The organism is Ensifer sp., from assembly GCF_031989085.1.
Classification (GTDB): Bacteria; Pseudomonadota; Alphaproteobacteria; order Rhizobiales; family Rhizobiaceae; genus Ensifer.
The window spans coordinates 962,714-986,318 of the sequence record NZ_DALZXU010000001.1 but is presented as its reverse complement, the minus strand read 5'-3'; the positions used below and the strand labels follow the sequence as shown (position 1 = coordinate 986,318).

The following is a 23,605-nucleotide window of genomic DNA, read 5'->3' as shown; positions in this document are numbered from 1 at the left end:
GGATTATCGCGCAAGCTCTCCGCCCTCATATTCCGCTCAACACATCAACGCCAAAACGCCCGGCCCCTCCCAGCCGGACGGGAAAAGGTCTTGCCATGCCCATTGCGCTCTTTGCCCTGACGGTCGCGGCCTATGCGATCGGAACCACCGAATTCGTCATCGTCGGCCTGTTGCCAACGGTTGCAGACGACCTCCACATCACCTTGCCGCTTGCCGGCCTCATCGTCAGCGTCTACGCGCTCGGCGTCACCTTCGGGGCGCCTGTCCTGACGGCGCTGACCGGTCGGATCGAGCGCAAGCCGCTGCTCGTCGGCCTGATGGCACTGTTCATCATCGGCAATGCCGCAGCCGCCCTGTCGCCGAGCTACGAGCTGCTGCTCGTCGCCCGCGTCATCTCCGCTTTTGCCCACGGCGTCTTCTTCTCGGTCGGCGCCACCATTGCCGCCGACCTCGTGCCCGAGGATCGCCGCGCTTCCGCCATCGCCATGATGTTCATGGGCCTGACGGTCGCGATCGTCACCGGCGTGCCGCTCGGCACCTGGATCGGCCAGACCTTCGGCTGGCGCGCCACCTTCTGGGCCGTGACCGCGCTCGGCGTCATCGCCCTTGCAGCCATCGCGACCCTTCTGCCCAACACGCTGACAAAGGCACCGGCCGCAAGGTTGATCGACCAGGTCCGCGTTCTCGGCTCCGGCCGGCTGCTGATCGTCTTTGCCATGACCGCACTCGGCTACGGCGGCACGTTCGTCGCCTTCACGTTCCTGGCGCCGATCCTGCAGGAGATCACCGGCTTTTCCGCGGGCGCCGTCAGCCTGATCCTGGTGCTCTACGGCGTCGCGATCGCCATCGGCAACATCGCCGGCGGCAAGATCGCCAACCGCGATCCGGTCAAGGCTTTGGTCGGCCTGTTCCTGGCGCAAGCCATCGTGCTTGCGCTCTTCACCTTCACGGCGACGTCGCAGGTCCTGACGCTGGTGACGCTGGCGAGCCTCGGCTTCCTGTCGTTCGCAACCGTCCCCGGCCTGCAGCTCTATGTCGTGCAGCTCGCCCAGCAGCACCGTCCCGGCGCCGTCGATGTCGCCTCGGCGCTCAACATCGCCGCCTTCAACCTCGGCATCGCCATCGGCGCCTGGCTCGGCGGCGTCATCGTCGCCTCGTCGCTCGGCCTCGGCATGACGCCGATGGTCGGTTCAGTCCTGGTGGTCGGCGCCCTTCTCCTGACGCTTCTGAGCGGCGTACTCGACCGCAAGGCAGAAACCGTCGCCCAGCCGGCTTGACCAGGCGGCCATCTGGCCCACCTATAGCTTCGCCTCTTTCCCGCCCGGCCGCTGGCCGGGCGCACTTTGAAAACAAGGAGTTCCCCATGCACTCGGTCAATTCCAACGGCGCCAATATCCCGGCGCTCGGTTTCGGCACCTTTCGCATGCCCGGCGCCGACGTGCTGCGCGTGCTGCCGGAAGCGCTGAAACTCGGCTTCCACCACGTCGATACCGCCCAGATCTACGGCAACGAGGCCGAGGTTGGCGAAGCCATCCACAAATCGGGCGTCGCCCGCGCCGACATCTTCCTGACCACCAAGGTCTGGGTCGACAAATACGCCCACCGCGACTTTGTCGCTTCGGTCGACGAAAGCCTGCAGAAGCTGAAGACCGATCACGTCGACCTGCTTCTGCTGCATTGGCCGGGCGGTAGCGACGTTCCGATGGCCGAACGCATCGGCGCGCTGAACGAGGTGAAGAAGGCCGGCAAGGTTCGCCATATCGGCATCAGCAACTTCAACACCGCTCAGATGGAAGAGGCGGTGAAACTCAGCGATGCGCCCATCGCCACCAACCAGGTCGAATACCATCCCTATCTCGACCAGACGAAGGTGCTCGATACCGCCCGCAAGCACGGCATGTCGATCACGGCCTATTACGCCATGGCCAACGGCAAGATCCCCAACGATCCGCTTTTGAAGGAAATCGGCGCGCGCCACGGCAAGACCGCCGCTCAGGTGGCCTTGCGCTGGCTGGTGCAGCAGAAGGACGTGATCACGCTGTCCAAGACGGCCACGATCGAGCGGCTGAAGGAAAACTTCGACATCTTCGACTTCGCGCTCGGCGACGGCGAGATGGCGGCAATCCACGGCCTCGCCCGCCCGGATGGCCGCATCGTCAGCCCCGAGGGCCTGTCACCGGTCTGGGATAGGGCCGCCTGACAATTGTTTGCCGATCCGTCGCCGGTCGAGTTCCCAACCGGCGGCGGATGATCTATGCAGATCCCTTGGCGGGAGCCGATCTCCCGAGGAGACGCACCGTCTGAGGGAGGGGCCGATGACGTCGAAAACCGTTGAGGTGGGCGACTTCGCTCCCGACTGGCCGGCGATCATCGCCGTCGTCTTGGGCGTCACCGCCTTTTCCGTCGCGCAAGGGCTCACCTATCCGCTGATCTCGCTTTCGCTCGAGGGCCGCGGCGTCTCTGCCGCCACGATTGGCCTCAATGCCATGGGCTTTGCCGCCGGGCTTGCGGCGGCGACCCTGCTGCTCGGACATTTGACACGGCTTGCCTCCGCCGACAGGCTGATCATCGCCAGCCTCTGCGGTTGTTCGCTCTGCCTGGCGACGCTTGCGTCCACGTCGTCGCTTCCGGTCTGGTTCATCGCCCGCTTCGCGCTCGGCTTCTTCGTCAGCATGGTGTTCATGCTGGGCGAAGCGTGGCTCAACACGGCCTGTCCGGACCGGCTGCGCGGACGGGTGTCAGGCCTTTATGGCGCTGGCATGTGCGGCGGTTTTGCCGCCGGGCCGCTGGCGATCCCGCTTCTCGGCACCAGCGGCGGGCTCGGCTTTGCGCTGCTCGCCATTTACATAGCGCTTGTCGCCTTCCTCACCGGGCTGTTGACGATGGGGGCACGGACACGGCCTGAGCCGTCGTCGACGCGCGATCTTTTCGCCTTCTTCCGGCATGCGCCGATCCTGATCCTGATGGTGCTGATGTTCGGCTTTGCCGATATCGCCGCGATCTCGGCGATGCCTGTCTACTTCGTCAAGACCGGCCACAGCCAGGCCTTTGCCGCCTTGAGCGTCACCGTGCTCGCCGTACCGACAGCGCTGGCGCAGCCCTTCATCGGGGTGCTGCTCGACAAATTGCCCCGCCGACGCGTCGCAATCTCGGCGGCGGCCGTGGCGGCGACCGGTTATCTCGCCATTCCGCTTGTAGCGTCCGCGCCGCTGCTTCTGGCGCTGTTCGCCTTGATCGGCGCTGCCAGCTTCGCGCTTTACACGGCGGCGCTGACCATGCTCGGCGAGCAGTATCGCGGCAGCATGCTGGTGGCCGGAAGCGCCGCCTTCGCGCTTGCCTATGCCGCCGGCAGTGCGGCCGGCTCGGGCGCCACCGGCTCTCTCATGACGCTGATCAATCCCGCGGCCGGTCCGCTCGGCGTCGGCCTGGTGCTGGTGGTGTCCACGTTGATCTTCGCCGTCGCCGGTCGGCGATAGCAGCCGGCGATCAGGCCCTGCAAAGCCGGGCAAGCGCCTCGCCAAAGACGCGGGCCGCCGGCCCGAGCGGCTCATCGATCCGGTGAACAAGATAGGCTTCCGCCGCCACCTGGCTGTTGCGGCCGAGCGAGGCCGTCGGCAAGCGGACGAGCCGGCCCTCGGCCAGATCCCGCTCCACCTGCCATAGCGGCAGCCGCCCCCAGCCGAGGCCAGCGAGGATCATCGCATGCTTGGCATCCTGGCTGCCGACGCGGCAGGTCTGTGGCGAAATCACGCCGAAGTCGCGCCCCTCGGAGCGCTGCGAAGGGTCCGACAGGACGATCTGCAGATGGTCGGCGAGTTCCGGGCTGCCGAGCACGCCGTTGACAGCGCTCAGGCCGAGGGGATGCCCGGCGGAGACGACCGCGGTCAGGTGAACGTCTGCCAGCGCCTGCCGGCCGATGGCCGGATCGCGAAAATCCTCGCCCACCATGATGCCGAGCGTGAAGCGCCGCTCGATCAGACCGTCCAGCGGTGCGCCGAGCGGCGCGACCGCAAGTCGGATGGCGACGGACGGATAGGCGACCCGCATTTCCTTCAACGCAGCGCCGACGGTCGCGATCGGGAACAACGTATCGACGATCAGGGACAGTTCCAGCTCGATCCCTTCGCCAAGACCACGCGCGCGGGCGCGCATGGCATCGACGCGCAGCAGGATATCGCGGGCGTTGGCCAGCAAGGCACGTCCTTCCGGTGTCAAGACCGGCCGGTGACCGGAACGATCGAACAGCGAAACGCCGAGCCCGGCTTCGAGATTGGCGATCGCGTGGCTGACGGCGGACTGGACGCGCGAAAGCCTGGCGGCCCCGGAGCGGAAGCTGCCGCTTTCGGCCACCACCACGAATGTCCGCATCTGGTCGAGGGTCAAAGCATCAATCATGATCGATCCTATAGATCAGTTTGATGCATTTTATCTCACTTTTCAGATCAATCAAAGCCGCCATTCTCCCTGACACCAGCAGCAGCAAACACGCCGACGTCGGCGCAAGCGGAACAAGGGAAAACGACATGGCCAAGATCCTCGTGCTCTATTACTCATCCTACGGCCACATCGAGACGATGGCCGCGGCCGTCGCCGAAGGTGCCCGCGCCACGGGCGCAAGCGTGTCGTTGAAGCGGGTGCCGGAGATCGTGCCCGACGCCGTCGCGATCAAGTCCGGCTACAAGCGCGACCAGGATGCGCCCATCGCAAACGTGGCCGAACTCGCCGACTACGACGCGATCATTCTGGGCACCCCGACCCGCTTCGGCAACATGGCGGCGCAGATGAAGAACTTTCTCGATCAGGCGGGCGGCGTCTGGGCCAGAGACGCGCTCGTCGGAAAGATCGGCAGCGTTTTTACCTCGACCGGCAGCCAGCATGGCGGCCAGGAATCGACGATCCTGGCGACGCACACCGTGCTGCTTCATCTCGGCATGGTAATCGTCGGCCTGCCCTACAGCTTCAAGGGGCAGATGCGCATGGACGAGATCAGCGGCGGCTCGCCCTATGGCGCCTCGACGCTTGCCGACGACGGCCATGGCGGCGACCGGCAGCCGAGCGCCAACGAACTCGATGGCGCGCGCTTCCAGGGCCGCCACGTCGCCGAACTGGCGGCGGCGCTGGTTGCCGGCAGGGCGCGCGTGGCGGAGCTTGCCTGATGTCGGCGGTCATTGCTTCCGGCTCGCACAGAACCGACTGGATCGCCGTCACCGCTGTCGTTGCGGCCGGCATGGTCGCAGCGATGCAGGTCGGCAAAGGGCTGATCGCCGGTCCGCTGCTCATGGCCGATCTCGGGCTCGACCTGACGGCACTCGGCTGGATCACCTCCGTCTTTGCGATCGTCGGCGTGGTCGGCGGCATGCCGGCGGGCGCCATGGTTGCCGCCGTCGGTGACCGGCGCATGCTTGCCGTCGGCATGAGCATTCTGCTCGTCGGCATCCTGATCGGCGCAGCGAGCCCAAATTTCACGCTGCTGATCCTGTCGCGCATCCTCGAGGGCTTCGGTTTCCTGCTCGTGGTCGTCGCCGGCCCGGCGATCCTGATGCGCATCGTCGCTCCCGCGCGCAGCGATATCGTCTTTGCACTCTGGAGCTGTTTCATGCCGGCGGGCATGGCGATTGCCATGCTTTCGGGGCCGCTGTTTCAAAGCTGGCAGACGATCTGGTGGGTCAACGGCCTCGTCGCGCTTGTCAGCCTGCTGACCGTCATCGCGGTGATTTCGCCCTCGCTGGCCGGGCCACGCGCCTCCGTCGCCGGATTGCGTGCCGATGCGACGACGACGCTGACAAGCCGCGGACCCGTCCTGCTTTTTTCCCTTTTTGCCCTCTTCAGCCTGATGTCCTTCACACTGTCGAGCTTCCTGCCAATCCTGCTCGTTACGCGCATGAACGTGTCGCTTGGAACGGCCGGGGTGCTCGGTGCCCTGATCACTTTTGCCAATGTCATCGGCAATCTTGCAGCAGGCACAATGCTGTCTCGGGGCGTCGGCCGCGGCCGTCTGGTCATCATTGCCGCAACGCTGATGGGGGCCACCGGCATTTGGATCTTCCTGTCTCAATCCGGTGACACGCTAACCTTTGCACTGTGTGTACTGTTTTCGGCCGTCGGCGGCCTGATCCCCGCAACCTTGATCTCGACAGTCCCGATGCTGTCGCCCCGGCCGGCGCTCGCGCCGATGGCGATGGGTCTGTTGATGCAGGGCAGCAATCTCGGGCAGCTCGTCGGTCCGGTCGCGGTCGGAGCCGCAATCGACGCCTACGGCTGGACGTCGGGCGCGGCCTTCATCGCCGCGGGTGCGGCCTTGTCAGTCTTTCTTGCCACCACCCTCGATCGCGTTCTTCGGAACACCGCTAAAGGGAAAGCGTGATGGAGCATCTGTTCGACACCCTCTACGCTGCCGGCGCCGAGCGGTTGAGCTTTGCACCGGACTTCACTGGTCGCGCCTTCGTTCTTCGCCGTCAGGGCGGCAACCTCCTCGTCTACGCCTCGCGGCGGCTGGCCGAAGAGGCCGACGGGTTGCTGGCGGCCGGCCCGTTCGCCCGGCAATACATCAACCACCACCACCAGGCGATGCCCTCCTGCGATTGGGCCTGCGAGAACCTGAACGCACCGCTGTTCGGGCCGGAACGCGAACGACAGCAGATCCTCGCCCATTGCCGTATGGGTGGTGGCTTTGCCGACCATGAGGCGCATTTCGCGGATTTCGAAGTCGTCGCCACGCCGGGGCACACGGCGGGCTCGGCCTGCTTTCTCTGGGACGATGGCCGAAGACGGTATCTGTTCAGCGGCGACACGGTCTTCCTCACGGAAGGGCGGTGGATCGGCGCCGTCCTGCCCGGCAGCGACCGGCTCGCCTATCTCGCCTCGCTGGCGCTGATCAAGACGCTCTCCTTCGACGTGCTGGTGCCGAGCCTGGCCAAGGGGCAGCCGTTTCATCAAACAAGTGCAAGGGAAACGGAGCGACAGATCGATGCGATGATGCGCCGACTGGAACACGGCGCTGACGGTTGAACCTCGATCGCGGCGGCAACGTCCTGCAACAAAAAAACCCACCGGCGCGGGCGCCGGTGGGTTTTTCTTGATCACGTCGGAACGGGATCAGACGAACTGGCTGAGACCCGGGACCGAGGCGACGACTTCGTCGACGACGTCGGCGCCGGCCTTTTCCTTGGCGAATGCGATGGTTTCCTTGGCAAGCGAGGTGATCTCGCCCATGCCGAGGCCCTGGCTCATCAACTGCTGGCCGAGCGCCATGACACCGCCGCCGCCGATCGCCGACATCAGACCACCGAGCAGACCGCCGCCGCCCGAGCCTTCGCCGTTGTACTGGGCGATCAGGTCGGTCGCGCCCGGGATCGATGCGATCATCTGGGCGACCGGACCGTCAGCTGCTTCGCGCTGCAGGAAACCGAGGATCATGCCGACAGCCTTTTCAGCCGTCGCAGGCTCCAGACCGACATTCTCCGCTACGCGCGTGACCAGTTCATTCATGGAAAACTCCCTCATTGAATTTTGACGTTGACGTCAAGGTAAATGATCACATCTCAAATAACAAGCGACGATGGACGGAATGCCGGGCAATCCACCGGCATTCAAGCGGTCCTTTGCGCCGTCCGCCGCAACACGGTTCCACAAGGTCGCGGCGATCGTTTCACGCGCGCGATCGCTTGGCAATGCGACCGATCGGCTCTGCCGTACCGGCGTCTTTCGCGGTTGCGCGCCGCAATCGCCTTGTTGCCGGGTGAGGCGCCACCGCCTATAACAGGGGCGAGCCACATTTCGATGACGGGCCTCGGCAGGTTAGCCGCGAACCGCCCGCTTTCATTGATGAAACGGAGATGAAGCCCACATGGTGGAAGAAGGCAAGCTCTTTATCGGCGCCAGCCGCAAGCCGGACGATACGATCAACAAAGGCGAGTACCTCGATCTGAAATTCGGCAACCGCCACGGGCTCATCACCGGCGCAACCGGCACCGGCAAAACCATCACTCTGCAGATTCTTGCGGAAGGGTTTTCGAACGCGGGTGTTCCGGTGTTCTGCGCCGATGTCAAGGGCGACCTTTCGGGCATCGGCGCGATCGGCGAGCCGAAGGATTTCATCACCAAGCGTGCCGAACAGATCGGCCTGCCGACAAACCCCTACGAGTTCCAGGAATTCCCGGTGATCTTCTGGGATCTTTACGGCGAAAAGGGTCACCGCGTCCGCACCACCATGTCGGAAATGGGCCCTCTCCTGCTGTCGCGTTTGATGAACGCGACCGACGCACAGGAAGGCGTCCTCAACATCGCCTTCAAGATCGCCGACAAGGGCGGACTGCCACTTCTGGACCTCAAGGACCTGCAGGCACTCCTCAATTACATGGGCGAGAACGCCACCGAGCTTTCCAACCAGTTCGGCTTCATCTCCAAGGCGTCGGTCGGTTCGATCCAGCGCGAACTCCTGATCCTGGAACAGCAGGGTGCGGAACATTTCTTCGGCGAACCGGCGCTGAAGATCACCGACATCATGCGCACGACCAATGACGGGCGCGGTGCGATCTCGGTGCTGGCCGCCGACAAGCTGATGATGAACCCGCGCCTCTATGCGACCTTCCTGCTGTGGCTGCTGTCGGAGCTTTTCGAGGAACTGCCGGAAGTCGGCGATCCCGATAAGCCGAAGCTCGTCTTCTTTTTCGACGAGGCGCATCTCCTCTTCAACGATGCGCCGAAGGTGCTGACGGAGCGCGTCGAACAGGTCGTCCGCCTAATCCGTTCCAAGGGTGTCGGCGTCTATTTCGTCACGCAGAACCCGCTCGACGTACCGGAAACGATCCTCGGCCAGCTCGGCAACCGCGTGCAGCATGCGCTGCGCGCCTATACGCCGCGCGACCAGAAGGCGGTCAAGACCGCCGCCGACACCTTCCGGCCCAACCCCGCGTTCGACTGCGCGACCGTCATCACCAATCTGGGCACCGGCGAGGCGCTGGTCTCTACGCTCGAGGGCAAGGGCGCGCCGTCAATGGTGGAACGCACGCTGGTGCGCCCACCGCAATCGCGCGTCGGCCCGCTGACGGCGGAGGAGCGGCAAAAGGTGATGGACGTCAGCCCCGTGCGCGGCCAGTACGACGAAGATTTCGATCGGGAATCCGCCTATGAAATGCTGACGGCGCGGGCGAAGAAGGCAGCCGAAGCGCAGCAGCAGTCCGAGCCGGAACCGGTCGAGGCCAACACCGGGGGTAGCCGCTGGACACTTCCGGGCTTCGGCGACGACGAGCCGGCGGCACCCGCCGGAAAACAGGCCCGCCCGAAGTCATCAGGATACCAGCGCGAGACGGTGGTGGAAGCGGCGATGAAATCGGTCGCCCGCACAGTTGCAACTCAGGTGGGCCGCGCGCTCGTGCGCGGCATCCTCGGCAGCCTCAGCAGGCGCTGACGGCGAACTTCGTCGACCAAGTCGACACGAATGACGATTTCGACACGCCCTGGTCCCTCCGGATCAGGGCGTCGCCGCTTTTTGAAAGGAACAGACCATGGACGTGAAAGATTCGAACGGCGCCATCCTCAACGACGGCGACAACGTCACCCTCATCAAGGACCTGAAGGTCAAGGGCACCTCGACAACGCTGAAGCGCGGCACGGTGGTCAAGGGCATCCGGCTCACCGACAATCCCGACGAGGTCGAGTGCCGGGTCGAAAAGATCAAGGGCCTCGTGCTGCGCACCGAATTCCTGAAGAAGGCCTGATGCCGCCGCCGGCGGATCAAGGAGACGATCGCGTCCCTCCCCGTCCTTCGATTGTGCGCGCTGGCAACCAGGCAATAAGACAAAGCCCGGCGGGAACCGACCCGCCGGGCTTTCTTGTTTCCGGATGGGAGAAAGGCCTCAGGCGACCGTCAGCTTGACGTCGATGTTGCCCTTGGTCGCGTGGCTGTAGGGGCAAACGATATGCGCCTTCTGGACCAGATCTTCGAGAACCGCCTTGTCGACGCCCGGCGACGTGATCTCGAGCGCAGCGTCGATACCGAAGCCGGTGCCGTCTTCACGCGGGCCGATGCCGACCGTTCCCGTCACCGTGGTGTCGTCGGAAAGCTTTACCTTCTCCTTGCCGGCGACGAACTTGAGCGCGCCGAGGAAGCAGGCGGAGTAGCCGGCAGCGAAGAGCTGTTCGGGATTGGTGCCGCGGGCGCCATCGCCACCCAGTTCCTTCGGAACGGTCAGCGTAACGTCGAGAACGCCATCGGCGCTCTTGGCCTGGCCGGCGCGGCCGCCGGTTGCGGATGCGGTGGTGCGATAAAGAATAGGCATTGGCGGGGTCTCCGTTGCATTTCCGTTGTCGATGCAGATTTGATATCGCAAAATTAAATTGCACGCAAATTAATTTTGCAAATTGCACTTCAGGCCCGAATTTGCGACAATAGTGCCATGACGACCAAGGCGGCACAATTCGAAGCGCTTTCCGACGAGGCGCTGACGCTCGGCAAACAGCTCTGTTTTGCCGTCTACTCCGCCGCGCACGCCTTCAACCGGGCCTATAAGCCCCTGCTCGACCGTTTCGGCCTCACCTATCCGCAGTACCTCGTGCTTTTGGCGCTCTGGCAACGGGACGAAATGACGGTGAAGCGGATCGGCGAGGAGATCGGCCTGGATTCAGGCACGCTGTCGCCCCTGCTCAAGCGGTTGGAGGCGGCCGGGTATGTCGGGCGGAAGCGCGATCCCGGTGACGAGCGGCAGGTGATCGTCAGCCTGACCGACAAGGGCCGCGATCTCAAGACCGAGGCCTTCGGCATTCTCGCCGATATCGGCAAGATGTCGGGCTGCAGCCTGGAGGAAGCCGGCGAGATCAGGGAAACCCTGCATCAGCTGACGCGGCGGCTTTCCACTGGAGCCAGCGAAGGCTGACCGCAGCGCCGAAGGCCGGGCACGTTTCCATTTCAGATGTATCGAGGCTCTCTGACCGCGTGACGCGCGCCTGATTTGCCTATGCAAAAACCGGCGCCATCTCTCGGGCGCCTTGTCTTAGCACCCGGTCAATTCTGAAGCATGTGCCAGCAGCGCCGATCAGACGACGAGGATCGGCGCCTTGCCGCGCACGCGATCATAGAGGTCCATGACGTCCTGATTGAGCATGCGCACGCAGCCCGAGGACACGGCCTTGCCGATCGACTTCCACTCGGGCGAACCGTGCACGCGGTACAACGTGTCCTGACCGTTCTGGAAGATGTAGAGCGCGCGGGCGCCCAGCGGATTGCTGACCCCCGGTGCCATGCCGCCATTGCTGGCGGAATACCGCGCCAGCTGCGGCTGGCGGGCGATCATCGAATCGGGCGGTGTCCAGGTTGGCCACTTCTTCTTCCACTGGATGACGCCGCGGCCGTTCCAGGCAAATCCTTCGCGGCCGAGACCAACGCCGTAGCGCAAGGCGCGCCCACCTGGCTGGATCAGATAGAGAAACCGGTCGCCGGTATCGACCACTATGGTGCCCGGGCGCTCGCCGAACGGGTCGCTGACTTCCTGGCGGTAGAAGCGCGCATCAATCTGGCGGTATGGCACGGCCGGGATCTGGTAGCCGCCATCGTCGACAGCGGCATAGATGTCGCCGTAATAGGCGCTCTGTGGCGGCAGGCCCGTCGGCTGCAGCCCCTCATTGATCGGACCTTCAAGGACGCGCCCGTCGCGCGGATCGACCCAGCGCCCTTCAAGCGCGGGGTTGCGGAACACCGGCGCCGTCTCCTGACGGAATCGGTCGGTGTTCATCGAGGACGTGCAGCTCGCGAGACCTGCCGAGGCAAGTGCGATGCCGGAGGTGCGCAGGAACTGGCGGCGGGAGAAAATGGCTGAAGAGGACATCGAACTCTGAAAGGCTTGAGTGCGGCGACGAACTGGAGTGCTGCACGAAATTGATTAACGAAACGATTCGCGCAGACCCGCCCAATTCAAGAAGGTTGGCATCTACGGCTGGACCGAAGCTTGTGTCAGCAAACGCCGGATCACGTTTCCGACAGCGCAGGGGTGTCGTTGCTCAGAGCGCTTCGGCCCTGATGGCAGGCTGTCGCAACAACGCTTCGAAGTCGGCGTGCGCAAGCGGCCGGCTGAAGAAATAGCCCTGGATCTCGTCGCACCCGCTGCGGCGCAGGAAATCCACCTGCGCCTGGGTCTCGACGCCCTCGGCAATGACCCTGAGGCCGAGATTTTGCGCCAGCGATATGATCGCAGCGGTAATCGCCATGTCGTCGGCATCGGCCGGAATATCCTCGACAAAGGAGCGGTCGATCTTCAGGCGGCGGACGGGAAAGCGTTTCAAGGCACTGAGGCTCGAATAACCCGTGCCGAAATCGTCGATCGCCAGATGGACGCCGATCGCCTCCAGCTCGTGCATGGTTGCAAGCGCCCCCGGCACGTCCTGCATGATCAGGCTCTCTGTGAGCTCAAGCTCGAGGAACCGGGGCGCAAGCCCGGTCTCGGCCAGCACCGCCTCGACACGGGTCGCCCAGTTTCGTTCGCGAAACTGGCGCGCGGACACGTTTACGCTGACGATCAACAGCGGCAGACCGGCCTCATGCCACGCCTTGCACTGGCGGCAGGCGGCGCGCAGCACCCAATCGCCGATCGGCACGATCAGCCCGGTTTCTTCGGCAAGCGGAATGAAATCGCCGGGCGAAATCATGCCGCGCTCGGGATGGCGCCAGCGCAGCAGCGCTTCGGCGGCGAACACACGACCGGTCTCGAGGTTCAACTGCGGTTGAAAATGCAGCAGGAACTCGTCGCGGGCGATCGCCTGGCGCAGCTCCGCCTGCTTCAGCAGCTTTTCGTGCGCCTTGGCCGCCATCTCCTCGGTAAAGACCTGCAGATTGTTGCGACCGAGCTCCTTAGCCCGATACATCGCCATGTCGGCGTTGGCGAGCAATTCACCCACCGTCCTGCCCTGATTGGGGAAACAGGCAACGCCCATGCTGCAGGTGATCTGAAGGCTGTGGCCGTTGATCTGCATGGGGGCCGCGATTGCCGCACGAATATCCTCCAGGCGGGCGAGCACGATATCGCGCTCGCAGGGCAAGCCGTTCAGGAGCAGGATGAACTCGTCGCCACCAACGCGCACGACCATATCGGACTTGCGCACCGACGCGCGCATGCGCACCGCGGTCACCTTCAGCAGTTCGTCGCCGGCTGCATGACCGAGCGTGTCATTGACGAGCTTGAAGTTGTCGAGATCGAGGAAGGCGAGCACCGCCCATTGCGCGGTCCCGCGCAACGTTTCCAGCGCCTCGGCGACCTGCTCTTCGAACAACGCCCTGTTCGGCAAACCGGTGAGCGCATCATGGTGCGCCATGAAGCTGATGCGGTCTTCCGCCTGCTTGCGCTCGATCGCGATACCCGCCAGATGCGCGGCCATGGCGATCAGCTCCTTTTGCTGGTCGTCGGGAACGCAGACCGCTTCCGAATAGAGGGCGAATGTTCCGAGCACCTTCCGCTCGCGAGAGTGGATGGGGGTCGACCAACAGGCCCTGAAGCCGTAAGGCCGCACGACCTCGCGACAATCCTCCCACAGCGGATCCTCGAAGATATCGGCAACGATCACCTGTTCGCCGCGCCAGGCGGCGGTGCCACAGGAGCCCGCCTTCGGCCCGATCTCCAGGCCGTGGATCATGCCGCAATAGGTTTCGTCGAGGTTCGGCGCCGCGCCATGGAGCAGGTGGCGACCATCGGCCGAAAGCATCAGGATCGAACCGCGGATGCGCGGCACCAGCGCCTCGATCAGCAGGATCAGTTCCCGGAAGAACTCTTCCAGCGGCCGGCCGTTGGCGATCATCTCCAGGAGATGCGCCTGCCCCTCCAGCAGCCGTTCCGAGGCCTTTCGATCGGAAATGTCGCGGGACACGCCGACGATGCCGATGACCTTGCCGGCCTTGTTGCGCAGCGGCACCTTGGAGGTCATCAGCCAGCGGTCGCGCCCCTTGCTGATCAGCGCACGCTCTTCGATGCCGAAGATCGGCTCGCCGGTCTCGATCACCCGGCGCTCGACGTCGGCTATGATCCTGGCCAGATGCGGCGGATGCAGGTCAAAATCGGTCTTGCCGATGATGTCGCTCAGAGCCTCCAGGCCATTGTCGGCGACGGTCACCTGGTTGGCGATGAGAAACCGGCCCTCGATATCCTTGGCGTAGATATAGTCGGGCACGTGATTGATGATGGTTTCCAGCCAGTAGTGCCGGTCGGCGATATCGGGATCGGCCGGGAAGATCCGGCTCATCTCGTCGGCCAGACGATTGCTCGCATCGATCAGGCGACGCGTGTCCTGGTTGCCGCCCGCGTTGAGGGCCGCATAGCGCGGATTGCGGGACGGGTTCTTCGCCAAGCAAGGCCTCCGGAGCGCACTGTCGAAAGCGGTCTGATTTTCTCCAACCTACGATAGGCAGCGAAAGGTTAGTCTTCCCTAAATAAGCCGGATGAAATCGTGTTGAGGTTGCATTTCGCCTCCCAGCATAGCCGGAAACATGGGGCGGCGCGAGCCGCCCCATGCCAGATCAGGATAGAATTCGGCGTAATGCCGGAACCAGCATCAGCGCCTGGTCGACAATGATCATCACAACGATGGCGATGCCCGTCAGCGGAAAGGCCAGGCCGAACACCAGCGCCATCAGCCACAATCCTGCGTAGACGCTGCGTCGCGGTGGCATCGGCGGCACGCCTATGCGGCCTGCCGGGCGCCGCTTCCACCACATCACGACCGCCGAGACCGACACGAATATGATCGCCACGCAGGTCACGAGCATCAGGATCTGGTTGAACAGCCCCCATTCCTGCCCCTTGTGGACGTTGATGCTCCACTCGATCGCCTTGCCGAGCGGCGGATACTGACCAAAGGCGATATCGACCAACGGCTTGCCGGAATATTGATCGATATGGATCGTGCGTTCGCGCGAAAGATCCGCCGGAAAAATCGCTGCGGTATAGACGCCGGTGTCGTCGCCCGGCATTGCCAGCTCGTAGCCGGGCAGCATGCCCGCCCCGTCGACAATGGCGACGGCCCTATCGATACCGATGGGTGGCAGCGGGCTGCCGCCGGTGGTCGACATCGGGACCGGGGCGTTTTCCACGAGCCAGCCGGCCTTGGAGAGAACATCGGTCGACACCTTCTGCGAGGTCGGCACGTCGTCCCAGAGCTGGACCGGATAGCCCATGCCGGCCGCCGTCAGCTTTCCGTTGACGGTCGATCCCCAATAGCCGGACCAGAGCAGGCCGGAAAAGGCGAGAAAGACGATCAGTAGCGCCGACGCGATGCCCGTGACGGCATGCAGGTCGCGCCAGAATACCCGCCGCGCCGGCGTGCCGCGCACACTGATCACGCCCCCGGTCTGCTGTCGCGGCCACCAGAGATAGATGCCGGTGAAAACGAGCAGGATCGCAAAGCCGGCCGCGATCTCGATGATCGTTTCCACGCGCTTGCCGAAATAGTCGAGGCTGTGCAGATCCTCGACCACCCGATTGAACTCGTCGTTCGGTGCGACCATGTCGAGAATGTCGGCGGTATAGGGATCGATATAGACCATCATCCGGCCCGGGCCGACACCCACGGTCACGCGCGCCGACCGGTCGGCGCCAGCGGGCGTGCGATAGGCAACGGCCGCGCTACCGGGCACGGCCTCGATGGCATTGGCAACAATGGCCGATGGCGGCAACGTGGCCTCCCCGACGGGAACAATGTTGCGGTAGGCAAACAGGGTCTCGTCGATCTCGTCATTGAAGAGATAGAGCCCACCGGTCACGGCGAGGCTGATCATGAAGGGAATGACCAGCAGGCCGGCGAAGAAATGCCAGCGCCAGATGGCGCGATAGAGCGAAATGCCGCGCGCAGCAACATCGGGCAATCGCTTGGCGCCGGAAAAAGATGCAGTCGTCATGGGTGTCCCCCGGGGAAGGTCGACATGAAGACAGCGACTTCCCCTTGCTGATGAGTGAATGCGTCGGCTGAGCCGGACCAGGGGCGGCCGCGCCTGTCGAGCTACTCTCGATGGCGGCGCCGCTGTCTGAGGCTCAAGCCGTCAGGCTGAGATCAGGCGGGGATTTGTGGTGGCGCGCGCGGCCCCAGGCCGGTCAGTAGCACTGGTCGGGCAAGCAAAAGCTCGGCTGCCAGCAGCGAGCGCGCAAAAACCTCGGACGAGCGCCTGCCGTGGAACGCCTGCGGAGTCGGCAGGGCCACGGGTGTAGCGATGCAGCAGGACTGGCAGCCATGGCTTCTGGTGCCGCCCTTGCCATCGGGCTCGTCGTGCCCGGTCAGGCAGAGGTCTGCAAACGATCCGTCGGGCAGCATATAGGCCACCATTTCCGGCGTGGCCGGCATGGCAGCGCTGGCGGGCGGCTGAGCCAGGATGGAAAGGACGAGCAGCAGCGCGCACAAGATGCGCGCCGGCAGGTCCATCCTCACCCATTCTCGCCGCTGTCGCGTCAATCAAGCCCCCGATCGTTGTGGGGATTGCTAGAGCGCGAAGGCTTGAATGACAAGCGGGCAAGGCGCCGCAGCAATCGTTTCATCAAAAGAATTCATGTCCGGTATCTGCGCCTGCCACTTCTTCTGGCCCGCGCGTTTGCCTATGACGTGGAACAGGAAAACGGGGAGGAACCGAACATGCTGACGATCTATGGGGTCTATCGCTCGCGCGCGTCGCGCAATTACTGGATGGCGGGCGAACTCGGCATCGCCTTCAAGTCCGTTCCGGTCGTGCAGGCATACCGGCTGGCCGATCCGCTGGCAGCCGACGCGCCCGTCAACACCCGGTCGGCAAGCTTTCTCGCCATCAACCCGATGGGCCTGATCCCGGCGATCGAAGACGACGGCCTAGTGCTGACGGAATCGCTTGCCAATAATCTCTACCTCGCCCGCAAGTATGGCGGACCGCTGGCACCGGCCGATCTGCGCGAAGAAGGGTTGATGGGCAATTGGACCATGTGGGCGGCCACCGAGGTCGAGCCGCACGCCGTTCGCATCATCCTGACCCATGACGCCGGCACCCAAAACTCCGACGAAGGCAGGGCCAAGATCACGACGGCCGTCGCCGCCCTGGGCAAGGCCTTCGCCTTTCTCGAAAACCACCTCGATGGCCGCGACCATATCGTCGGTGAGCGTTTCACCGTCGCCGACCTCAACCTGTCGGAAGTCTTCCGCTATGCCATGAGCCAGACCGTGTTGTTCGACCTGCACCCCAGGGTCAAGGCATGGCTCGAGCGATGCCAGTCGCGCCCGGCCTTCAAGGCGATGATGGAGGCCCGGTCACACGAGGCCGCATAGGTCTGCGGCGATCAGAGCGACATCAGCGGTCCGTCGGGGGTCGCACAAAACTGGCGCGTGGCGCCTTGAGGTCGAGCAACCGCATGCCCTCTTCGACCTCGTCGCGCACCCAGCGCTTGAAGGCCGCGGCCGCCTTGCTCTCGCGCCTTGCGGGCGAGCTGACGAAATAGTGGCCAAAGCCGGTACTGGCGCGAATGCCGAAGGGAACGACGAGGCGGCCCTCGGTCACCGCAAAGCCGGCTAGCGTCTGCCAGGCGAGCATCACGCCCTGGCCGGCGATCGCCGCGTCGAGCACGAGCGAAGCCTCGTTGAAGATATGGCGGACCCCGAGTTCGGCGCCGGAAAGCCCGACCTCGCGAAGCCAGATCTCCCACGTAAACATCGAATGACCGTCGATGACGGCTGGGATCTTTAGAATATCTGCAGGCTCACGCAGGCTTTCCGCCATCGCCGGCGAGCAGACGGGAAACACCTCCTGCTCCAACAGCAACTCCGACCTGACCCCGGGCCAGCGCCCGTCGCCGACGCGAATGCCGACATCGACATCCGACGTGTCGAGATTGACCAATCTGGTGGTCGCGTCGATGCGCAGGCGGATGTCCGGGTGGCGCTCGGCGAAACGGTTGAGCCGATAGACGAGCCAGCGGGCGGCAAAGACCGGGGCCACCGATATCGTCAGCACCGATTCATCCCGTCGACGCGCCGATGAGACCGCCTCTGCCAGCTCGCCGAAAGCGCCGCTGAGGCGCGGCAGGAACAGCCGCCCGAAATCCGTCGGCACCAGCCCGCGCGCCGTGCGCTCGAACAGGATACGCCCGAGCTGGGCCTCGGTCTTGGCGATCTGCTGGCTGACGGCGCCCGGCGTCACTCCCAGCTCGTCGGCAGCTGAAGCCAGCGAGCCGAGACGCCCCGCCGCCTCGACCGCACGCAAGCCGTTCAGGTGGATGGCGTTCAGTTCTCTCATTTAGTTTTTCTAAACCTGATCTTCGGCAATCTCAATTGAAAGATTGGCCGGACAGGCAGATGCTCTCAGTCATGGAAAGGACGGTCCGCCATGCTGAATATCTTCTCCCTGCTGAAACCGACCCGATTTCTGAGCGAAAGCCGACAGGACACCTTGCTCTTCTGGGCGCGCGATCCGTTGCGACATCCCGACCTCGAACGGATGGACGGTCGCGAATTGGGCGACTTGCCCTTCCCCGGCTGGCCCTGGCCCAAGGCCGCCGACTGCGACGGAACGCCGGCAGGTGGACGATGAGCCATCCGCCCGCAGCGCCCGGTGCCGGCATGGTCGCAGACCTCGAAGGCCCCTTCACCCGGGTGGCGAAACTGGCTGAAGCCGCGGGCCTGCCGGAGGTGTCGCTCGGCACCTCCTACGGCACACCCGCACTGCTCGTGAAGGGTAAGAGTTTCGCGCGCATGAAGGATGCCGAAACCCTCGTGGTCATGTGCGCGCTGGAGGAAAAGGACATGTTGCTGGAGCTCGATCCGGCGCTGTTCTTCCAAACCGATCACTACAAGGGTTGGCCGGCCATGCTGGTGCGCCTGCAGGCGATCGACGACGCCAGCCTGACGCAAAGGCTGATTGCCGCCTGGCGCGAGAAAGCGCCGCGCAAACTGTCGGCTGGCTTCCCCGGCTAGAGGAAGCCAGCGTCGGGCACCGCCATGGCTGAGGTCAACTGCCGACGGCGTAGACGAGGCTGACGGTGCCGTCGGCACGCGACTGCGCATCCGTCAGCTTCAGCCGATGACGCCCGGCGATCGTTGCAAACAGCGCCTTGCCCTCGCCCGCCACCAAGGGATGAATGGTCAGGCGCAATTCGTCGATCAGTCCACGGTCGAGCAGGCCGGACACCGTCTGCGCGCCGCCGACGACATAGATGATCCTGCCGGGCTTCCGCCGCAGAGCATCGACGTCGCCCGCATCGCGCAACACCGTCGTGTTTGCCCAACGGACGCCGTCGAGCGTCCCGGACAGCACATAGTGCGGCGTGCTCAGGGCAAAATCGGCGTATTCGATTTCCTCCGCCGTCGGCAGTTGGCCGCTGAGTTCGAGCGGGCTCAGCGGGTCGGCCTTGATGGCCGTCCAGTACTGCTCGTAGCCCTGGTACATGCCCCTTCCCAGCACACAGGCATCGATCTCGGGCAGGAGATCAAACGTGTCCGACCAGGATTCCACCCAATCGGCATAACCATCGGGACCATCGATCTTGCCGTCGATGGACATCTGCATGCCGGCAACAACCTTGCGCATCGTCGTCTCCTCTACCATCCTCATGGCAAGGACGAGCGGGACGCCGGCACGCCGACACGGTGCCGGAAATAATATCGGGGTCCGATCATCCGAAGCGGCGCGACATCGCGCACTCTTCCAATTTTCGCCGCCCGCCTATACCGATGCCTGATCCTTGCCGTACGGGTATTCACCGATGATCGTTCGCGACCGCCCCAGTCTTCTCAAGCTGTTTTTCATCCTGCGCGGTTCGGTGATCCAGCGGATCTTCCCGCAGGTGCTGTTCGTCTTTGCGCTGTCGGCTGCCGTCGTCTGGTCGCACCAGGCCTTCCCCGATGCGGTTCCGAGCGTCAACAGCGGCCCCTTCGCGCTTCTCGGTATTGCCCTTTCCGTGTTTCTCGGCTTTCGCAACAATGCCTGCTACGACCGCTGGTGGGAGGCCCGCAAGGACTGGGGACAGCTGATCTTCGTCTCCCGCGATCTCGCCCGCCAGACGTTGATCCTCGACGAAAGGGGACGAGACGGCGGCGACAACGCGCGTGCGCAGCTGCTCAATCTGGCGATCGCCTTTGCGCAGACGCTGGTCTGCCACCTCAGGCCAGGCAGCCCGACGGACAAGGCGCTGCAGAGATTGCCGCCAGACCTGTTGCCCGCTTACGGGACCAGCCGCAACGCTCCCGACCTGCTGCTGCGCGAAATGGGCGCCATTCTCGCCGAGCTTCGCGCCACCGACAGGATCAGCGATATCCAATTTATGATGCTGGATGCCACGGTCGGGCGCATGTCGGCGATGCTTGCCGCTTGTGAGCGCATTCGCAACACGCCGGTTCCATTCGGTTACACGCTGCTTCTGCACCGCACCGCCTATCTCTTCTGCTTCCTGCTGCCCTTTGGCTTCGCCGACGCGCTCGGATGGGCGACACCATTCGTCACGGCACTCGTCGCCTACACCTTCTTCGGTCTCGATGCGCTCGGCGACGAACTTGAAGAACCGTTCGGCACCCTGCCGAACGACCTGCCCATCGTCGCGCTTGCCGATACGATCGAGATCAACCTGCGCGAAGCGCTGGGGGAGACGGACCTGCCTCCACTGCCGAAGCCGAAGGATTACATGCTGATGTAGCGTGCAGGCCTAGTTCCGGCAGCCTATTGCTGGCTGTTCGTCCGCGCCATCATCGACGACAAGATCAGCTACGAGGAGTTCGCCGCCTGGGCGGACGAACCTCCGCTCGACCTGCCGGAGAGACTGGCCGGACGGCGGCCGCGCACCTAGCCCTTCAGCACCTCGAGAACCCGGGCGACCGCTGGCCGCTGCGTCATGCGATTGCGATGATCGAGGATTTTCGGGAAGCGGGCCGGGTCGACGCCATCCGGCTCGAGCCAGCCGGCAATCGTGAACAGATAGGGGTCGGCGATCGAGTAGCTGTCCCCGGCAACGAACGGACCGGCGAGCATGGACGTTTCGATCAGCTGGAAACAATCCGTCATGTTGGTGGCAACCTTGGCTCTCATCGCCTCGTGGGCCGCCGGGTCGTCGGCCCAGCGCGAACCGCGCCGGCCGTGGGCATGGGCGACATGCACGGTCGAGCAGAGATAGCTCAGGAACGACTGGATCCGTGCAAATTCGTAGGGATCGTCAAGCGGCGCCAGCTTCGCCTGCGGCATGCTCTGGGCAATATAGGTCAGGATCGCCGGCGTCTCGGTAATCGTGCCCCGATCGGTGACGAGCGCCGGCACGCGGCCCTTCGGGTTGACCGCGAGATAATCGGGCTTGGTCTGCTCGGCCTTGGAAAAATCGATTGGCACGGCCGTGTAATCGACGCCCGTCTCCTCCAGCGCGATGTGCGAGGCCAGCGAGCAGGTTCCCGGGGTGTAGAACAATTTCAGCACGTTACTCTCCTTGCCATTCAACCTCGGCCGTGAGGCCGTCTTTCGCGCCGCAGAAGAAATGAAGTCGCCCCGGTTGACAAGCCAAATCCGACTTCAATACAAAGTGAACGTTACGTTATAACATTATTTCGGAGTTGCTCATGAAAGCCTTCATTTCCTCCCTGCTTGCCGCCGGCCTGCTGGCCACCGCAACCACGCCGGCATTTGCCCACGGCGCCTGGATCGGCGAGCGCTGGGGCGATCTGGCCGTCATCTACGGCCATGGCCCCGCCGACGAAGCCTATGACCCATCCAAAGTGAAATCCGTTTCTGCGCTCGGCGAAGACGGCAAGGCCCTGCCGGTCACGATCGAGCCGGCCGGCAGCCATGCGCTTTTGAAGCTCGACGGCGAACCGGCCCTGCTCGCGCTCGAATTCGACAACGGCTACTGGAGCGAGGGCTCCGACGGCAAATGGGTCAACAAGCCGAAGAGCGAGGTTCCCGGCGCCAAGCAGGCCAGTCACTCGGTGAAATACAGCATCGCGCTCGTGCACGTGCATGGCGACATGCCCGCCTTCCCGGCCCAGCCACTGCAGATCGTGCCGCTCTACAACCCGATCGGCCTGAAGCCGGGCGAGAAATTTCGCGTCCGCCTGCTGCTTGACGGCAAGCCGCTCGAAGGCAAGGAAATCACCATCGACTACGCCGGACTGCCGGAGCTCGTTACCGAAAAAACGGACGCGAAAGGCGAAACCGAAGTGGCGCTGCGCAATGCCGGCGTGAATATTCTTGCCGTCAGCCATGCCATTCCCCTGGAAGGGGATACCGCCGCCGACAAGAAGGGTCTGACTGCGACGCTGACCTTCGTCGCCGAGCCGCACGTGCACGAATAGTCGTTGGCTCCGCGCTGGCGTCGCCCCTCGGCGCGCGCGATGACAAGCGACGGTCCCGTCGGCCTTGACCGCCGGGACCGCCTCCATTCAGGCGACCCGCGCCTCGCCGCAACCGGGAACATCCTGCAGGCTGTAATAGACCGGGATGCCGCGCTCGTTGGCGATGCGCACATCGTTGTCCGCCCCCTTGCTTTCGCCCGGCAGACGCAGCACGGCGTCGCAGAGCGACAGCAGCCGTCCTGCGACGGGATGGAAGATCTCTTCGTAAAGGTCGTCGCCGATCCTCGCACCGCCGGCCGCGCGCCAGACCGGCAACGCCACCCACTCCCCGATCATCGGCACGTGCCCGGCCCTGAACAGAGCATAGGATGGCTCTTCCAGCCGTTTCAGATTGTCCGCCATCTTGGCCGGATCGTCGCCCGTACCGGAGCGGTATGGCCCCGCGATCAAAATCAGCATGATTTTCTCCTCACTATTGCACGATACATCCAGATATTTCTGGAATATTCATGATAATTCGTGCAATATCGTGAAGAGTCAAGGAGTGAAAGAATGCTGACCACACAGAGACGGGCTCTGATTTCGGCGCGACTGAACCGTGATGGTGAAATCGTCGCCAAGCGACTGGCCGATGAGCTGCAGCTTTCCGAAGATACGATCCGCCGCGACCTCCGCGAGATGGCGGCAGAGGGATTGCTGCAGCGGGTCCATGGCGGCGCACTGCCGCTGGTCCCGCCCCTGCCGGACTTTGCCGAACGACTGGCGATCGGGGGCGACGTCAAGCGACGTCTGGGCCAGAAGGCGGCCGGGCTCGTGTCATCGGGGCAAACGATCTTTCTCGACGGCGGCACCAGCAACGCCGAGATCGCCCGGGCGCTGCCGCGCGACATGCGGCTGACCGTCGTCACCCACAGCCCGACGATCGCCGCCGAACTGGAGAGACATGAGGCCGAGGTGATCGTGATTGGCGGCCGGCTTTACAAGCACTCGATGGTAGCGACGGGGGCGGCCACAGTGGCGGCGATTGCGGCCATTCGCATCGACGTCTTCTTTCTCGGCGTTACCGCGATCCATCCGGCCCACGGCTTTTCGACCGGAGACTACGAGGAGGCAACCGTCAAGCGCGCCATCCTCGCCCAGTCAGCCGAGGCCTTCGTCATTGCGACGGCATCGAAATTCGGCGCGGCTTCGCCGCATCGCGTGGCGAGCCCACAGGATATTGCCGGCCTGATCGTGGAGGCAGACATGGACGACGGCGCGCTCGAACCCTACCGTGACAAGGGCGTCACGCTACTGCCCGCCTGAGGGTGGAACAGCATTGGCTGCGCAACGCGAGCAATGTCCTGCCCGC

General features: G+C 64.1%; 26 protein-coding genes. 15 read left to right on the top strand and 11 right to left on the bottom strand.

Features of this window, described 5'->3' with window-relative positions; translation table 11 throughout:
- The first annotated feature begins 95 nt into the window (after positions 1-95).
- The 3 genes from RTP54_RS04740 to RTP54_RS04730 all read left to right on the top strand — a co-directional run bounded on the left by RTP54_RS04740 (position 96) and on the right by RTP54_RS04730 (position 3,476).
- On the top strand, positions 96-1,277 hold the full coding sequence (locus tag RTP54_RS04740) for an MFS transporter (protein ID WP_312361336.1): 1,182 nt from the start codon (positions 96-98) through the stop codon (positions 1,275-1,277).
- Positions 1,278-1,363: 86 nt separating this feature from the next.
- Positions 1,364-2,200 (top strand): aldo/keto reductase, encoded by an 837-nt coding sequence (locus RTP54_RS04735; RefSeq protein WP_312361334.1) that lies wholly within the window; start codon positions 1,364-1,366, stop codon positions 2,198-2,200.
- Positions 2,201-2,315: 115 nt separating this feature from the next.
- Positions 2,316-3,476, top strand: a complete 1,161-nt coding sequence (locus RTP54_RS04730) for an MFS transporter (protein WP_112808391.1) — start codon at positions 2,316-2,318, stop codon at positions 3,474-3,476.
- 10 nt (positions 3,477-3,486) lie between these two features.
- Here RTP54_RS04730 and RTP54_RS04725 read toward each other — a convergent pair whose 3' ends face one another.
- Positions 3,487-4,395: a LysR family transcriptional regulator gene (locus RTP54_RS04725; RefSeq protein ID WP_312361331.1), complete on the bottom strand. Its 909-nt coding sequence runs from the start codon at positions 4,393-4,395 to the stop codon at positions 3,487-3,489.
- Positions 4,396-4,523: 128 nt separating this feature from the next.
- Between RTP54_RS04725 and wrbA the strand changes: the two genes are divergently transcribed.
- Genes wrbA through RTP54_RS04710 form a run of 3 tightly spaced genes read left to right on the top strand, consistent with a single transcriptional unit; the run spans position 4,524 to position 7,008 of the window.
- Positions 4,524-5,156, top strand: coding sequence for an NAD(P)H:quinone oxidoreductase (gene wrbA / locus RTP54_RS04720; RefSeq protein ID WP_312361330.1), 633 nt, complete (start codon positions 4,524-4,526; stop codon positions 5,154-5,156).
- Positions 5,156-6,364, top strand: a complete 1,209-nt coding sequence (locus RTP54_RS04715) for an MFS transporter (RefSeq protein ID WP_312361328.1) — start codon at positions 5,156-5,158, stop codon at positions 6,362-6,364. The genes wrbA and RTP54_RS04715 overlap by 1 nt, the downstream gene beginning before the upstream one ends.
- On the top strand, positions 6,364-7,008 hold the full coding sequence (locus RTP54_RS04710) for an MBL fold metallo-hydrolase (protein ID WP_312361326.1): 645 nt from the start codon (positions 6,364-6,366) through the stop codon (positions 7,006-7,008). Before RTP54_RS04715 ends, RTP54_RS04710 begins: the two co-directional genes overlap by 1 nt.
- Positions 7,009-7,095: 87 nt before the next feature.
- Here RTP54_RS04710 and RTP54_RS04705 read toward each other — a convergent pair whose 3' ends face one another.
- Entirely contained in the window at positions 7,096-7,488 is a 393-nt protein-coding gene (locus RTP54_RS04705; protein ID WP_112808400.1) for a DUF2780 domain-containing protein, read from the bottom strand.
- A gap of 358 nt (positions 7,489-7,846) precedes the next feature.
- On the opposite strand from RTP54_RS04705, the gene RTP54_RS04700 reads away from it, so the two are divergent.
- Both RTP54_RS04700 and RTP54_RS04695 read left to right on the top strand, forming a co-directional pair.
- The gene (locus tag RTP54_RS04700; protein ID WP_112808402.1) at positions 7,847-9,409 is read left to right on the top strand and encodes a helicase HerA-like C-terminal domain-containing protein; all 1,563 of its coding nucleotides are present in this window, start codon (positions 7,847-7,849) and stop codon (positions 9,407-9,409) included.
- Between the two features lie 97 nt (positions 9,410-9,506).
- Positions 9,507-9,719 (top strand): alkylphosphonate utilization protein, encoded by a 213-nt coding sequence (locus RTP54_RS04695; protein WP_025426258.1) that lies wholly within the window; start codon positions 9,507-9,509, stop codon positions 9,717-9,719.
- 138 nt (positions 9,720-9,857) lie between these two features.
- Here RTP54_RS04695 and RTP54_RS04690 read toward each other — a convergent pair whose 3' ends face one another.
- Positions 9,858-10,280 carry an organic hydroperoxide resistance protein gene (locus RTP54_RS04690; RefSeq protein ID WP_312361316.1) on the bottom strand — a complete coding sequence of 141 codons (423 nt, stop codon included), beginning with the start codon at positions 10,278-10,280 and terminating at the stop codon, positions 9,858-9,860.
- A gap of 117 nt (positions 10,281-10,397) precedes the next feature.
- Here RTP54_RS04690 and RTP54_RS04685 point away from each other — a divergent pair, with 117 nt between their 5' ends.
- Positions 10,398-10,874 carry a MarR family winged helix-turn-helix transcriptional regulator gene (locus tag RTP54_RS04685; protein ID WP_312361314.1) on the top strand — a complete coding sequence of 159 codons (477 nt, stop codon included), beginning with the start codon at positions 10,398-10,400 and terminating at the stop codon, positions 10,872-10,874.
- A 159-nt stretch (positions 10,875-11,033) separates the two neighbouring features.
- On the opposite strand, the gene RTP54_RS04680 is transcribed toward RTP54_RS04685, so the two are convergent.
- The 4 genes from RTP54_RS04680 to RTP54_RS04665 form a co-directional block, all read right to left on the bottom strand.
- Positions 11,034-11,822 (bottom strand): L,D-transpeptidase family protein, encoded by a 789-nt coding sequence (locus RTP54_RS04680; RefSeq protein WP_112817446.1) that lies wholly within the window; start codon positions 11,820-11,822, stop codon positions 11,034-11,036.
- A 172-nt stretch (positions 11,823-11,994) separates the two neighbouring features.
- Positions 11,995-14,328, bottom strand: a complete 2,334-nt coding sequence (locus RTP54_RS04675) for an EAL domain-containing protein (protein WP_112808409.1) — start codon at positions 14,326-14,328, stop codon at positions 11,995-11,997.
- Positions 14,329-14,497: 169 nt separating this feature from the next.
- Positions 14,498-15,874, bottom strand: a complete 1,377-nt coding sequence (locus tag RTP54_RS04670; RefSeq protein ID WP_312361313.1) for a PepSY domain-containing protein — start codon at positions 15,872-15,874, stop codon at positions 14,498-14,500.
- 152 nt (positions 15,875-16,026) lie between these two features.
- On the bottom strand, positions 16,027-16,392 hold the full coding sequence (locus RTP54_RS04665) for a hypothetical protein (protein WP_312361312.1): 366 nt from the start codon (positions 16,390-16,392) through the stop codon (positions 16,027-16,029).
- 207 nt (positions 16,393-16,599) lie between these two features.
- Between RTP54_RS04665 and RTP54_RS04660 the strand changes: the two genes are divergently transcribed.
- The gene (locus RTP54_RS04660) at positions 16,600-17,259 is read left to right on the top strand and encodes a glutathione S-transferase family protein (protein ID WP_312361311.1); all 660 of its coding nucleotides are present in this window, start codon (positions 16,600-16,602) and stop codon (positions 17,257-17,259) included.
- A gap of 22 nt (positions 17,260-17,281) precedes the next feature.
- On the opposite strand, the gene RTP54_RS04655 is transcribed toward RTP54_RS04660, so the two are convergent.
- Positions 17,282-18,223: a LysR substrate-binding domain-containing protein gene (locus RTP54_RS04655; protein ID WP_312361310.1), complete on the bottom strand. Its 942-nt coding sequence runs from the start codon at positions 18,221-18,223 to the stop codon at positions 17,282-17,284.
- Positions 18,224-18,313: 90 nt separating this feature from the next.
- Here RTP54_RS04655 and RTP54_RS04650 point away from each other — a divergent pair, with 90 nt between their 5' ends.
- The gene (locus RTP54_RS04650) at positions 18,314-18,517 is read left to right on the top strand and encodes a hypothetical protein (protein WP_112808418.1); all 204 of its coding nucleotides are present in this window, start codon (positions 18,314-18,316) and stop codon (positions 18,515-18,517) included.
- Positions 18,514-18,900 (top strand): MmcQ/YjbR family DNA-binding protein, encoded by a 387-nt coding sequence (locus RTP54_RS04645; protein ID WP_112832627.1) that lies wholly within the window; start codon positions 18,514-18,516, stop codon positions 18,898-18,900. Before RTP54_RS04650 ends, RTP54_RS04645 begins: the two co-directional genes overlap by 4 nt.
- A gap of 34 nt (positions 18,901-18,934) precedes the next feature.
- On the opposite strand, the gene RTP54_RS04640 is transcribed toward RTP54_RS04645, so the two are convergent.
- Positions 18,935-19,513, bottom strand: coding sequence for a dihydrofolate reductase family protein (locus RTP54_RS04640; RefSeq protein WP_312361309.1), 579 nt, complete (start codon positions 19,511-19,513; stop codon positions 18,935-18,937).
- Positions 19,514-19,688: 175 nt separating this feature from the next.
- On the opposite strand from RTP54_RS04640, the gene RTP54_RS04635 reads away from it, so the two are divergent.
- The gene (locus RTP54_RS04635) at positions 19,689-20,615 is read left to right on the top strand and encodes a bestrophin family protein (RefSeq protein WP_112817440.1); all 927 of its coding nucleotides are present in this window, start codon (positions 19,689-19,691) and stop codon (positions 20,613-20,615) included.
- A 146-nt stretch (positions 20,616-20,761) separates the two neighbouring features.
- On the opposite strand, the gene RTP54_RS04630 is transcribed toward RTP54_RS04635, so the two are convergent.
- Entirely contained in the window at positions 20,762-21,382 is a 621-nt protein-coding gene (locus RTP54_RS04630; protein WP_312361307.1) for a glutathione S-transferase family protein, read from the bottom strand.
- 140 nt (positions 21,383-21,522) lie between these two features.
- Here RTP54_RS04630 and RTP54_RS04625 point away from each other — a divergent pair, with 140 nt between their 5' ends.
- On the top strand, positions 21,523-22,254 hold the full coding sequence (locus RTP54_RS04625) for a DUF4198 domain-containing protein (RefSeq protein WP_312361306.1): 732 nt from the start codon (positions 21,523-21,525) through the stop codon (positions 22,252-22,254).
- An 87-nt stretch (positions 22,255-22,341) separates the two neighbouring features.
- Here the strand turns inward: RTP54_RS04625 and RTP54_RS04620 are convergent, their stop codons facing one another.
- Positions 22,342-22,713 (bottom strand): DUF4406 domain-containing protein, encoded by a 372-nt coding sequence (locus RTP54_RS04620; RefSeq protein ID WP_112817437.1) that lies wholly within the window; start codon positions 22,711-22,713, stop codon positions 22,342-22,344.
- A gap of 93 nt (positions 22,714-22,806) precedes the next feature.
- On the opposite strand from RTP54_RS04620, the gene RTP54_RS04615 reads away from it, so the two are divergent.
- A complete protein-coding gene (locus tag RTP54_RS04615) occupies positions 22,807-23,559 on the top strand; it encodes a DeoR/GlpR family DNA-binding transcription regulator (RefSeq protein ID WP_312361305.1) in 753 nt (250 codons plus the stop codon).
- Positions 23,560-23,605 lie beyond the last annotated feature (46 nt).

Coding starts and splice junctions, on each gene's coding strand:
- RTP54_RS04740 (WP_312361336.1), top strand. CDS start 96: ATGCCCATTGCGCTCTTTGCCCTGACGGTCGCGGCCTATGCGATCGGA.
- RTP54_RS04735 (WP_312361334.1), top strand. CDS start 1,364: ATGCACTCGGTCAATTCCAACGGCGCCAATATCCCGGCGCTCGGTTTC.
- RTP54_RS04730 (WP_112808391.1), top strand. CDS start 2,316: ATGACGTCGAAAACCGTTGAGGTGGGCGACTTCGCTCCCGACTGGCCG.
- RTP54_RS04725 (WP_312361331.1), bottom strand. CDS start 4,395: ATGATTGATGCTTTGACCCTCGACCAGATGCGGACATTCGTGGTGGTG.
- wrbA (WP_312361330.1), top strand. CDS start 4,524: ATGGCCAAGATCCTCGTGCTCTATTACTCATCCTACGGCCACATCGAG.
- RTP54_RS04715 (WP_312361328.1), top strand. CDS start 5,156: ATGTCGGCGGTCATTGCTTCCGGCTCGCACAGAACCGACTGGATCGCC.
- RTP54_RS04710 (WP_312361326.1), top strand. CDS start 6,364: ATGGAGCATCTGTTCGACACCCTCTACGCTGCCGGCGCCGAGCGGTTG.
- RTP54_RS04705 (WP_112808400.1), bottom strand. CDS start 7,488: ATGAATGAACTGGTCACGCGCGTAGCGGAGAATGTCGGTCTGGAGCCT.
- RTP54_RS04700 (WP_112808402.1), top strand. CDS start 7,847: ATGGTGGAAGAAGGCAAGCTCTTTATCGGCGCCAGCCGCAAGCCGGAC.
- RTP54_RS04695 (WP_025426258.1), top strand. CDS start 9,507: ATGGACGTGAAAGATTCGAACGGCGCCATCCTCAACGACGGCGACAAC.
- RTP54_RS04690 (WP_312361316.1), bottom strand. CDS start 10,280: ATGCCTATTCTTTATCGCACCACCGCATCCGCAACCGGCGGCCGCGCC.
- RTP54_RS04685 (WP_312361314.1), top strand. CDS start 10,398: ATGACGACCAAGGCGGCACAATTCGAAGCGCTTTCCGACGAGGCGCTG.
- RTP54_RS04680 (WP_112817446.1), bottom strand. CDS start 11,822: ATGTCCTCTTCAGCCATTTTCTCCCGCCGCCAGTTCCTGCGCACCTCC.
- RTP54_RS04670 (WP_312361313.1), bottom strand. CDS start 15,874: ATGACGACTGCATCTTTTTCCGGCGCCAAGCGATTGCCCGATGTTGCT.
- RTP54_RS04665 (WP_312361312.1), bottom strand. CDS start 16,392: ATGGACCTGCCGGCGCGCATCTTGTGCGCGCTGCTGCTCGTCCTTTCC.
- RTP54_RS04660 (WP_312361311.1), top strand. CDS start 16,600: ATGCTGACGATCTATGGGGTCTATCGCTCGCGCGCGTCGCGCAATTAC.
- RTP54_RS04655 (WP_312361310.1), bottom strand. CDS start 18,223: ATGAGAGAACTGAACGCCATCCACCTGAACGGCTTGCGTGCGGTCGAG.
- RTP54_RS04650 (WP_112808418.1), top strand. CDS start 18,314: ATGCTGAATATCTTCTCCCTGCTGAAACCGACCCGATTTCTGAGCGAA.
- RTP54_RS04645 (WP_112832627.1), top strand. CDS start 18,514: ATGAGCCATCCGCCCGCAGCGCCCGGTGCCGGCATGGTCGCAGACCTC.
- RTP54_RS04640 (WP_312361309.1), bottom strand. CDS start 19,513: ATGCGCAAGGTTGTTGCCGGCATGCAGATGTCCATCGACGGCAAGATC.
- RTP54_RS04635 (WP_112817440.1), top strand. CDS start 19,689: ATGATCGTTCGCGACCGCCCCAGTCTTCTCAAGCTGTTTTTCATCCTG.
- RTP54_RS04625 (WP_312361306.1), top strand. CDS start 21,523: ATGAAAGCCTTCATTTCCTCCCTGCTTGCCGCCGGCCTGCTGGCCACC.
- RTP54_RS04620 (WP_112817437.1), bottom strand. CDS start 22,713: ATGCTGATTTTGATCGCGGGGCCATACCGCTCCGGTACGGGCGACGAT.
- RTP54_RS04615 (WP_312361305.1), top strand. CDS start 22,807: ATGCTGACCACACAGAGACGGGCTCTGATTTCGGCGCGACTGAACCGT.